Source organism: Shewanella sp. FDAARGOS_354, from assembly GCF_002209245.2.
GTDB classification, from domain to species: Bacteria; Pseudomonadota; Gammaproteobacteria; order Enterobacterales; family Shewanellaceae; genus Shewanella; species Shewanella xiamenensis.
Genome location: NZ_CP022089.2, coordinates 4,838,828 through 4,850,875 on the forward strand (window position 1 = coordinate 4,838,828; position 12,048 = coordinate 4,850,875).

Here is a 12,048-nt window from a genome sequence, read left to right on the forward strand (position 1 = left end):
GTTAGAGCAGTAAAGCATCATCAATCGGATTAAACTGTGTTGCTGCATCCATCAGTGATTTTGCTGTCAGTTGGGGGACGCCATAGACTTCTGTCTTAACGTCATATTTTTGCGTTATTTTCTCAAGCAAGATTGCAAAATCACCATCGCCAGAAAGCAGTATTACGGTATCCACATTGGGAGCGGTATCGAGTACATCAATTGTGATCCCAACATCCCAATCTCCCTTTGCTGATCCGTCACTGCGCTGGATAAAGGGCTTAAGTTTTAACTCAAAGCCGATATGTCTCAAAGCATCTTGAAACTTAAGCTGGCCATCATCACCTCGATGAATGGCATAGGCGACAGCACTGACAATATTTCCTTGCGCACTCAAGTGTTGCCAGAGTTTACGATAGTTAAACTGGCGCTGATAGGCCTCACGGCAGGTGTAATAAATGTTTTGCACATCGACAAAGAGGGCGATTCTTTTCAAGGGATAAGTTATGGCTATCAGTTGGAAGACTCTGTGCACTATAGCACAGCAAGGTAGCTAATGGCGCGAGCAGGCAAAAACAGCAATGGATCTAGTCGGTAATGGCCAAGTTTAGCTTTGCTTAACGGATTTTTAGTTAGGTTAATGGATTGATTATTTAAAGTATTGCGCCGGTGTGGTGCCGGTATATTGCTTAAAAAAGCTGATAAAGGCGCTGTCACTGTTATGCGTCGGACTTGATTTTGCAGATCATGTAGGTTGGGTAAAATATAGAAGGAACTCATCTGAAACCTAAATGAAAAAGCCAAGGGACTGCTCCCTTGGCTTTTATGATTTAAGCAAACGCATTATTTCGCGCCTGTTTACATCATGGCGATAAATTAGGCTTTTGCCGTTTGTTCCTGCTGTTTGGCTGCCTCTTGTGCCGCTAACTCTTGTGCTTTAATGGCCGCTTCGAGTTTTGCTTCAACATAACCCGGTGAATGGGTCGCGGCCGAGATTAAACGGTACATTGCCGGGATGACGAACAGGGTGACAAAGGTCGCAAAGGCCATGCCGAAAAACACCACAGTCCCTACCGCAATCCGGCTCTCAGAGCCTGCGCCCGTTGAGAAAATCAGCGGTATCGCGCCGACTAAGGTGGTGAAGGCCGTCATCAAAATCGGGCGTAAACGGCGGGTTGAGGCATCGATAATGGCTTTATCTAAGGCTAAACCTCGGTCACGCAGTTGGTTGGCAAACTCGACAATTAAGATCCCGTTTTTGGTCACCATGCCAATCAACATAATCATGCCGATCTGGCTATAGATGTTAATACCTTGGCTGGTCACTAACAGGCCGAGGAAACCTCCAAATACTCCCATTGGTACGGTAAACATCACCACTAGGGGGTTGATAAAACTCTCAAATTGCGCAGCGAGTACCAAGTAAGCCACCAGTAGTGCTAAACCGAACACAATAAAAATACTGCTTTGGTTTTCTTTAAAGTCTTTTGATTCACCGGTATAGCCAATGGAAATATCCTTGGGTAATAACTCTATGGACTTGTTTTCCAAGAACGTTAAGGCCTCGCCTAAGGTGTAACCTTTACTGATGTTGGCCTTAAGGGTGATGGATTTTTGTTTATTGGTATGGCTCAATCTTTGCGCTGAGGCCACTTCTTCGATATGGGTGACCGTATCGAGCGTGACTAATTCGCCCTTGGCTGAACGCATATAGATTTGGCTTAAATCGCCGACGTTGTTAAAACTGTTTTCATCACCGCGCAGATACACATCGTACTCTTCGCCGCGATCCACATAGGTGGTTTCTTTACGACCGCCGAGCATCACTTCTAAGGTTTGTGAGACGTCATCGACGCTGATCCCAAGTTCTGCTGCACGCTCTTTATCAACGCTGACAATTAGTTCCGGTGTGGTTTCGGCGTAATCCAGATCCGCGCCTTCCATCATCGGGCTGGCATTGGCTTGCTCTTTTAACACCTGTGCCCATTTAAAGAGTTCCGCATAATCAGAGCCACCCAGTACAAATTGTACTGGCTCACTCGATTGCCCCCTAAAGCCTGGCATCATAGGGCGAACCATCACATCGGGAATATCTTTCAATGCCTTACTTATAATCCCGAGCGCCTGTTGCGCCGTGACATTGCGATGTTCCCAATCCTCTAGCTGCATGATCACATAGCCAGTTTGATCGCCAGCACGACCACCAAAGGCAGGGGCTTGCACACTGAAAGAACGCAATACACCTTGGCCAAGGAGTGGCATTAATCTGTCTTCGACGATATCCATGTTCGCCGTCATACGGTTATAGCTAGTGCCCTCGGCGCCTTTCACAAAGGCGTAGAGTACACCGCGGTCTTCCTGCGGCGCTAATTGCGAGGGGACTTGCTGCATTAACCATGCGCTACCACCGATACAGGCGAGAATGACCAGTGGTGCCAGTAATCTAAAGCGGATCGCATGGGTTACACCCACACGGTAAACCCTTTCCATGCGCGCAAAACCACTATCCACAATGCGATTGAAACGGTTAGGTTTAACATTGGCTTTGAGTAATTTGCTACTCAATACCGGCGTTAGCGTGAGGGCAATGAGGGATGAGAACAGAACAGACACTGCCAGCATCACGGAAAATTCGGTAAAGAGTAAACCGACCATGCCATCCATAAATGAAATCGGCAGGAACACCATGACTAACACCGCGGTGGTTGCCACGACCGCAAAGCCCACTTCCCGCGTGCCTTTGTAAGCCGCAAGCAGCGGCTCTTCGCCTTTTTCGATATGGTGGAAAATGTTTTCGACCACCACAATCGCATCGTCGACCACGAGACCAATGGCGAGGATTAATGCCATTAATGTCAGTAGGTTAATTGAATAACCTAGCATGTTGGCGGCAATAAAGGCGGAAATTAATGATACTGGAACCGTTACCGCGGGGATAAGGGTTGCCCTTGCTTGACCGATAAAGATATACAGCACTAACACCACGAGGGCGCCAGTGACATAGAGGGTGTTGTAGACCTCGTTGATTGAGCGGTCAATAAAGACGGTGGAGTCAAAGTCGACTACAAGACTGGTGCCATCGGGTAAAAAGTCTTGAATTTTATCGACTTCTTTATGGACTTCCTGAGCGACTACTAATGGGTTTGCATCGGATTGAGTGATCACCCCTAAGCTTAGGTTAACAATACCATCACTTTTAAAGGTGGAGTTTTCATTCTGTGCGCCCACGGCAACATCGGCCACATCTTTTAAATAGATAGGTGTCCCGTCGCTGGCGGTGCGTACGACTAAATAGTCAAAATCCTTTGGGGTGTAATAGAGCCTTTTGGTACGCACCGACATCACTGTGGTATCGTTACGCACTTGGCCGCCAGGGGTTTCGATGTTCTCTTTACGAAGGGCGCTGGTAATATCGGTGACGGTGACGTTGCGCCCCGCCATTTGCTCGGGTCTGAGCTTGACATACATGACCTTATAAAGACCACCCGAAATGCTGATGGAACTCACGCCGCTGATCAGACTGAATCTGTCTTCTAAAACCCGCTGGGCATAATCGGTCAGCTGGGTTCTGTCCATCACGGTTGAACTTAAGTTCACATACACGGAGGGTTCGCCTGAGCCATTGTCCTTCGATACCACAGGATCGTTAGCGTCTTCCGGCAGACGCCGCTGGGCGCGGGCCACGGCATCACGCACATCACTCACCCCTTCGGTTAAGTTCCAACCGAGGAGGAATTTGACCGTGATCCGCGAGCTACCATTACGAGTGGTAGAGGTGATTTCATCGATACCGCTGATCCCCGTGAGTTCATCCTCAAGGGTCTTGGTGATTTGACTTTCCATAATCGCTGCCGATGCACCGGAATAACTGGTGCTGACTGTCACCACTGGGCTTTCAACATCGGGCATTTCCCGCACTGAAAGTTTAGTAAAGGACACTAAGCCAAACACGCATAGCAGTAAGCTTAAAACAATTGCAACGACGGGGCGTTTAACTGAGACATCGGACAGCCACATTATTTCGTCTCCGCAGTGTTGACGTCTGACTTGGCTGGGCGGTTATTACTATTCTTAGCTTCAAGAGCGACTTCATTGATTTTTAAGCCATCGCGCATATTCACAAGTCCTTGAACCACCACTTTATCGCCAATTTTAAGGCCGCTATCGATAAGCACTTGGTCGCCAACACGGGCACCCAAAATCACTTCGGTGCGATGGGCGATATGATCCTCACCAACCACATACACATAGCGTTTAGTGCCTGAATATTCTAGGGCTTGCACTGGCACTATGGGGGCCGAAATCGGTGGGAAGGTGATGGTTGATGACATCATCATGCCAGGTTTTAAGCGATTATCGCTATTTTCAAATTGTACGCGGATCTTCAGGTTTAAGGTTTCTTCATTCACGCGGGGATCGATGGCGACCACTTTGCCGATAAAGGTTTGTCCTGGCCAAGCTCGGCTGGTGGCCGATACTGGCATGCCAATGCTAAGTTGTGACAGAAAATGTTCAGGCACTTGTAAGTCCAGTCGCATGCTGGATAAATCATCTAAGGTCATTAACTCTGTGCCAATACTTACCATCTTACCTTCGCTAAAGTTAATCAGCCCGGTTTTACCGGCAAAAGGTGCGATAAGGGAATGATAATGTAAATCTGCCTGCGCAGAGGCTAAGCGTGCTCTGGCAATATCGACACTGGCTTTTTGAGCATCGATTTCGGTTTGAGTGATGGCATTGCGGCTGATAAGTTTTTCAAACTCTCTGAGCTTGCGGGTTTCATCATTTAAAAAGGCATTGGCTTCAGCCACCGCGGCTTGAGCTTTCATATCATCGAGTTCGATTAGCAACTGGCCTTTTTTCACTGTTTGATTCGAAGTCACGGCAATTTGTTTAATTTTGCCGGTGACTTGCGGCGCGATCACCACTGCGCGCTCAGCGGCCAGTTTACCAATCAGTGAAATAGATTGAGCCAGTGGATGTTCAACCACTTCCCCTGTGACAACCGGCACGGTACGCATAAGCTGGGGGGCACTTTCGGGTTTGGCAGCCTGCAATACATCACTAAAGCTCACAGCAGCGGCAACCGCCGCAACTAAGGCAATGGCTATTATGGTTTTTTTCATTGGAATAATTATCTCGCACAAAGACGGTTAACAGGCGTTAGCACTAATGGCGCTATTCTAGTGAATAACCGTCATCAGGTGGGTAAAAGTTTGTAAAGTTAAGCACTCGAAAGTGAAAGAAATTGTGTTTTGTGTCGAGATACCCCATGGCAATCTCATTCGCCCCATTCGAAGTGCATACGATAGCTGAGTTATTCTGCTAAGGATGTGCTTGTGTTCGTATTTTTTCTATCGGATCTACGGCTGATTGAATTTGCGGATACTGGCTTAAAATTGCCTCAAGACGACCATCTTGGCCCATGCTTTCAAGGCCTTTGTTAAATTCGTCGATCAAGGTGGACTGATCTGTTATCGCCAAAGAGACGCCCAGATGGAATACCTCAGTGGCGATGGGGTCTCCTACCTGCTCGAAAGTATCGGCATATTCACTTTGATTTTGCCTGATTAAATATTGAGCAAGATTGTGGCCGATTAACACTAAGTCAATGCGTTTTAGAAACAATTTCTTAAGATTCATTTCGTCGGAATTACCTTCCTCTGTCGTGAGTCCTGTGGCGGCTATTTCGGGTGGATTGGCGTAACCGCGGCCAATGCCGATGGTAAAGGGCTTAAGTTCGCTTAATTGACTAAAACGTAACGGGTTATCTTTACGTTTGTAGAAGACAATCTGTACGGCTTGTATCGGTGCGGAATAATGCGCCCATTGCTCACGTTCTTTGCGGTACCAAAGTCCAATAATGCCATCGGCTTGGCCGGTTTTTACCAGTAATGCTGCTCGCGCAAAGGGATAAAACTTAACACTGGCATTGTAGCCTTGGCGTTTAAAGGCCTCTTTAACGACTTGGGCAACGCCACCTTGCTCGGGTAACGAATCGGCATAAAAGGGCGGATAATTGGTCGCAACTAAGTTTAAATCTCGTCCTGCAAAACTGCGGGAAGGCAATCCTAACAACAGCAATACAAGGCTTAAATTTATCAGCAGTTTGAAGTCCATACGCATCCCTAACGTTAAAGCGTTATTTGCTGAGTATAGGGGGTGTTAAGCCGATGAGTTGAATTTTGTATAGAGAGGTAAGTTATCGCTTACTCGATATGGAGTCGACTCGTTATCCTTTTATTGAATAATAAAAAGGGCTTATGGATTAAACCTATAAGCCCTGAATCGATTTAAAGTGCTAATTGCTCTCCCTTATATAATCCGCGGGTGAGTTTATTGTCGTCTATCAGTAATAATTCTCCTGACTGACCATCCTTAATACTACTATCTATTGCAATGATTTTATTATGGTAAAGTCCAAGTACTCGTTCCTGTGAAGTGTGGCCGACGATAATATGATCAACCTTAAAGTAGTTTAGGATTCGGTCGATCTCGGGTTCAGCGAGTGCATCTTTAAAGTAGCCACGGTACCAAGTGGGGCCATTAGTGAAAAACAGGAAATTCAACAGATCGTTTTGTTTTAAATCTTCTTTTTTATCGTCTAAATGTTGACGGAATAACTGATTAGCATCGCTGATATTGAGTTTACGCTCGACCCATTCAGGGCTTATTCCACCGTGCATAAACAGCAGATTATTGATCTTTACTAGAGTGTTTTTACTGCGAAGCCAACGGCCGATTTCGGTGTCTTTGTTGTACAGTGCATCATAGCTGCGATTGAGTAATTCCGCCGAGGTTTGATAACGCTCATTCACATAACGTAAGTCGCCGCGAAACACCATTTGCTCGTGGTTGCCCATAAGTAAATGTAATCGACCACCGGCGGCTTGGGCTTGCTTATCTAACTCATATAAAAACCACAGAACTTCGTTAACTTGGTGACCACGGTCGAACATATCTCCCGTCATGACCATATGGCCGTCACCAAAGGCCCAGTGATTATTTTCATCGATAATCTGATGGGCTTTCAGTAGGTTAATCATCACATCGAATTGCCCATGCACATCGCTTAAGGCCACTATCCTGCCTGTATGAGTGTAGGTATCAGCTTCAACTTTGGGGGCATCGGTATGGCGTCTGGGCTGTGGCAAGTTGCCACAATCATTTGGGCGAGCCAATTGATTGTTTGCGATGGGGGTTTGTTTTAACTGACTCTGGCAGATCCAGTAGGCGGTATTTTGGTTACCTTGGTCGAGGAAAACATAAGGACCATCGGTCACGGATGATGGCGTAAGTTCAGTGCTAAATGCGCCAACAGAAAATAAACTTAGCAAAGTAAACAGTGTAGCCTGAGCCGAAGTCAGTCTCTTCTTCAATGTGAGCGAAGATATATTCTGTGGTTGAGGTGTCGAGTGACCGAAACCATGGCGGAAGAGCGCGTGCATTCAAAGCTCCTGAGTTATTAAACGTGGCTTATGTGGGGTTGGTTAGCATAATGTTAATGACTTGGTAGGGCAAGGGATCCTATGTTGGGATATTTTCATGGTGAGAATGCTTTATCTCTATGTTTGTTGTTCAGCCTGTTTTGTTTTGGCAAGTTAAATTAATGGTATAGCATTTTTTATATTTTTTGGGCAGGTGTTCTCCTTTATTTCCTATAACGTTAATAGCGCATTCTCAATATCATAAGTGTCACTGTTTTTATTTTTTTTTAGCTCATTACTATGATGGTGATATTTTTATTAGATACATTTTTTATTTATTTGTTGTCAATTCGGTGTGCATAATGGTAATAATTGCTGAAAGTAACCTAAGTTTATGATTTTACTGTTTTACGTTCGGTTAACTTACTGTTTGTTGTGCGGTTAATTTGGCCTTTTTTAAACAATTTAAATCCTAGTTTTGTAAATGCAGGTGCTTTTATTATTCCTTAATAACAGATGCGCATACTGTATGAGTCAGTTTTTATTTAAATGTCAGAAAAGCTCGTTGATGATCTTTTCGCTTAATTACGTTTTATTGAAACATATTTGTCAATCTCGCCTTCAAAACGTCCGCCATACGTTAACATCAATAGTCGCTTTTATTATTTCGAGCCTCGTTGTCGGCGCGGCGAGTTTATTTACCGCGTCAAGCGTTGCTGATGATACAGAGCTTTATGTGTTCGAAGCGTCCGCCCGTAATGGCTCGCGCCCGCAGGTGCTGATCATTTTCGATAACTCCGGCAGTATGAGTAATCTTGCCTATGGGGTCGATGCTCCTTACGAGAATAAACGTAATGCTAACTATGCCCAGTCGGGAAAGCTATTTTATAGCCGAGGTTCGGCTGATAATGCTGAGTTACCTAATCCTGCCTCTTCGCGTGAAATGCGTCAGTTTAATGCCGCACTCAATGGCTGTGAAAGCTCGTGGGATTACCTCAATAGGTATGGCACCTTCACTGGTTTCTTTCGTGAGTATGGTTTTTCGGGGGGGACTGGTGCGTGGAAAGAATTTTCTGAACTAAATGGTAGCTCGATAGCTGCTGTCGATTGCTTTGAAGATATCCAAGAGGAAAGACTCGGTAATGCAGCAGGAGAGGCTAACGGTTTACCCGTTGACAGTTTAGGCTCTGCGGCTAAACCCGTTCGGTACACGGCAGTCAATATTCACTCATCCGAGAGTGCTAAGGCAAGCGCGAAGGCAAAGGCGCAGAAAACAGGTTTTGGCTCCGGCAAAGTGGTCACAGTTTATACCGAAGATTATTTAAAATGGCACCATGGTACTAAAAAGAAGGTCAATAAAACCCGTCTAGAGCTGGCACAAGATGCGATTGAAAGTGTGGTTTTAACTACGCCGGGTGTGGATTTTGGTTTAGCTATTTTTAATATGAATGGGCCACGTGATGGTGCGCGTGACGGTGGGCGGATTATCTCTGGGATTAAGACTATGTCCGCCCAAGCCAAAATTGATTTATTGAAAAGGGTCAATCTTATTAGTTATGCCCAAAATACGCCGCTATGCGAAACGCTCTACGAAGCCTATCGTTATTTTGGTGGGCAGGAACAGTATTTTGGCGATGATGATAGCGATTATAATTACTACGATAATTGGGGGCGTTACCAAGGTACCTACAACGCCAGTTCTAATCCCTTTACTGACCCAGCTGCGCTTATTATTGGAAGTAACACGTACAATTCGCCGTTTAAGCCTTGCCAAAATGAAGCGTATATCGTCTATATCACCGACGGTGAGCCGACGCTTGATAACGCGGCCGATGGCATTATTGAGCGTTTAACCAATGGTGTAGGTAAGCATACCTCCAACCCGAAAAGTTATCTCAGTGCGCTTTCTGGCTGGATGCGAACTGAGGATGTGAATCCTAATTTAGCCGGAAAACAAACCGTTAGAACCTTTACCATTGGGTTTAGTGAAGGTGCAGCCAGTGCCGAGCACCTACTGAAGCAAACCGCCGATAATGGCGGTGGTAAGTATTTTGATGCCACCGATGCCAGTCAATTGCGTTCTTCATTGCAAACGGCTTTAAATAATATCCTCGAAAAAAATGCCAGCTTTACTTCGCCATCGGTGGCTAGTAATAACTTCAATCGTACTCAAACCTTTGATTCAGCTTATTACTCTATGTTCTTGCCTAATAAGGGACCAAGATGGCTAGGGAATATTAAAAAGTTCAAGGTGACCAGTGACGGTGATGTCGTTGATAGCAAAGGCAAAAATGTGATAGGCGAAGATGGCAATATCAAAGCCGATGCTTGCTCCTATTGGACATCAGCTGAAGAATGCGGAAGCAGCGGTGATGGTAACGATGTTAAGCGTGGCGGGGTGCTCGCCGCGATGCAGCAGGCGACTAGTCGCACTTTATACAGTAATTTTGGCAGTGGATTGAGCGCTTTTACTCTGTCAAATGCAGCTCGAAAAGCTGGGGATAATGTGCGTTTAGCCACCTATATGGGGGTCGATGAAACAGAACTCACTGGGCTATTTGACTGGGCGAAGGGAATCGATGTTGATAACGATAAAAATCAGGACTTAAGTACTGCCAGTGGCGCAACCCCAAATTGGCGCACCGATATAATGGGAGATGCTTTACATTCCAAACCCTTAGCACTCAACTTTGGAACTGAAGATAAGCCCGATATCCGAATTCTTGTCGGGACAAACCATGGGTTCCTGCATATGTTTAAGGATGAAGGTGATAGCGTGTCTGAGACTTGGGGATTTATCCCCTATGAGCTACTGCCGAATTTTCGCGATCTCAAGGCTAACGCGCCGACGGGCGTACACTCGGTATACGGTATTGATGGCTCGCCAGTTGCCTACACCAAAATGCAGGGCAAACGGATTGAAAAGGCATGGGTATTTGTGGGAATGCGCCGAGGCGGTAATGCGTATTACGCCCTCGATGTGACCACACCTGATAACCCCAGTTTTATGTGGAAGATCGATGCCAGCTCACCCGGTATGGGCGAGTTAGGGCAATCTTGGTCGACGCCTGTGGTGACGACAATTCCGAGTGCGACTGGCGATAAGCCTGTATTGATTTTTGGTGGTGGATATTCCCCTTCAACTAAAGATGGCGCTGAGATTGGTACTGATGACAGCAGTGGCCGTGGCGTGTTTATTGTCGATGCGCAAACGGGGGCGTTAATCCATCAATTCGGCGGCAGTGGGGCTAACACGCCATTGCCAGGTATTGCCAACAGTATTCCAAGCAGTGTTGCTGTATTAGACGGCAATGGTGATGGTCATACCGATAGAATCTATGCCACAGATATCCAAGGTAATGTATGGCGGATGGATATGCCCTCCGCGAATGTGTCGACCTGGTCGGGATTTAAATTTGCCGCATTAGGGGATAAGAGTTCAGTGGCAGGAGATAGGCGATTCTTTTCTGGGCCTATAGTGGCCCAGACCTTGATCTCCAATACCTTTGAGCTGACTAAAGTCGTTAATGGAACATCGACCAAAGTTGTCACATCACAGAATATTCCTTACGACGCAATTGTTGTCGGCAGTGGTCATAGGGCAAAACCAAGTGATGTGTCTCGCTCGGATATGTTTTTTACATTGCAAGATAGAAACATTGTAACCCAATCATTCCAAGGTAAATCAAATCAAAAGCCTGTGCCTAAAACGCTACAGTTAAGTGATTTATATGATGTCAGTTCGGCGGCGCCCAATGATCAGGCCAGTGAAATCGTTTTTAGTCAAAAACGAGGTTGGTACTATAACTTCTCTCGTAAAGGCGAAAAGAGCCTGTCATCTGCGACCATAGTGGGGGGGGAAGTGTACTTCAGCAGTTTTGTGCCTGGTAGTGATGGCTCAGTCAACCAATGTTTGAGTTCGGGTAAGGGCTATCTTTATAAAAAGAATTTGCACAGGGGCACTCGTGGTTACAAAACAGATTATTTGTATGCAGGTGAGTTGGTACTGGATACGCCGCAGTTAGTGATCCCGCCTGCCGAGCAGCCTAAGGACCCGAATGCTAAAGTACCAACGCCAGATATGTTTTTGATTGGTATCGGTAATGCGGTGCCAGATGAGGCGACATGTGAAAGTGGTAACCCTAAGTGTATTGGGGGCGGGCCAACAACGAACAAAATTTATTATTACATCAGTCAATGATGTAAAGAGTTAACGAGTCGAGATGAGTAATAGCCTTATGATGAAATACGGTACCCTTGGTTTGTTGCTGCTAGCGGGATTCCAATGGTCAGCGCTGGCGACAGAAACTGAGAAGCGACAGGATTACAAATGCTATTTAGAAACGAATCAAGGATTTAAATTGATACGTTTCTCGTGGTTTGAATCTAAGGTGAATGACTATTTACTCAGGTTGCCAGGTACACAATTACCGCGTTTACCTCGGGATAAGCCGATTCCGCTCTACGCGAAAGCGGTACTTGAATGTGTAAAAAGGAGTGAGCCTTTTACGCTAGAACAGGCAAAGCAAGCCGAGCTTGCGCCCGAGAATCAGGGTTAACTTGGCCTGTGGTATCAACATTGAAAATGCCGATGGGATAAATCCTATAGTGACTTATCCCATCGTTTAAGGGGGAAACCCCA

The 12,048-nt window shown here is 45.9% G+C and carries 7 protein-coding genes and 1 pseudogene; 2 read left to right on the forward strand and 6 right to left on the reverse strand.

Annotated elements, in window-relative coordinates; genetic code table 11:
* Position 1: 1 nt before the first annotated feature.
* The 6 genes and pseudogenes from CEQ32_RS21735 to CEQ32_RS21760 form a co-directional block, all read right to left on the reverse strand.
* On the reverse strand, positions 2 to 475 hold the full coding sequence (locus CEQ32_RS21735) for an NYN domain-containing protein (RefSeq protein ID WP_055648309.1): 474 nt from the start codon (positions 473 to 475) through the stop codon (positions 2 to 4).
* A gap of 153 nt (positions 476 to 628) precedes the next feature.
* Positions 629 to 700: pseudogene (locus CEQ32_RS23170) on the reverse strand (AraC family transcriptional regulator); the annotation flags it as partial.
* Positions 701 to 855: 155 nt separating this feature from the next.
* A complete protein-coding gene (locus CEQ32_RS21745) occupies positions 856 to 3,996 on the reverse strand; it encodes a multidrug efflux RND transporter permease subunit (protein WP_055648308.1) in 3,141 nt (1,046 codons plus the stop codon).
* Positions 3,996 to 5,105 carry an efflux RND transporter periplasmic adaptor subunit gene (locus tag CEQ32_RS21750; protein WP_037421088.1) on the reverse strand — a complete coding sequence of 370 codons (1,110 nt, stop codon included), beginning with the start codon at positions 5,103 to 5,105 and terminating at the stop codon, positions 3,996 to 3,998. The genes CEQ32_RS21745 and CEQ32_RS21750 overlap by 1 nt, the downstream gene beginning before the upstream one ends.
* 199 nt (positions 5,106 to 5,304) lie before the next feature.
* Positions 5,305 to 6,099 (reverse strand): substrate-binding periplasmic protein, encoded by a 795-nt coding sequence (locus CEQ32_RS21755; protein ID WP_088586853.1) that lies wholly within the window; start codon positions 6,097 to 6,099, stop codon positions 5,305 to 5,307.
* A 173-nt stretch (positions 6,100 to 6,272) separates the two neighbouring features.
* A complete protein-coding gene (locus CEQ32_RS21760) occupies positions 6,273 to 7,427 on the reverse strand; it encodes a metallophosphoesterase (protein ID WP_088586854.1) in 1,155 nt (384 codons plus the stop codon).
* Between the two features lie 547 nt (positions 7,428 to 7,974).
* Between CEQ32_RS21760 and CEQ32_RS21765 the strand changes: the two genes are divergently transcribed.
* Entirely contained in the window at positions 7,975 to 11,607 is a 3,633-nt protein-coding gene (locus CEQ32_RS21765; protein WP_226871930.1) for a pilus assembly protein, read from the forward strand.
* Between the two features lie 22 nt (positions 11,608 to 11,629).
* Positions 11,630 to 11,965: a TapY2 family type IVa secretion system protein gene (locus tag CEQ32_RS21770; RefSeq protein ID WP_055648589.1), complete on the forward strand. Its 336-nt coding sequence runs from the start codon at positions 11,630 to 11,632 to the stop codon at positions 11,963 to 11,965.
* Positions 11,966 to 12,048: the final 83 nt, after the last annotated feature.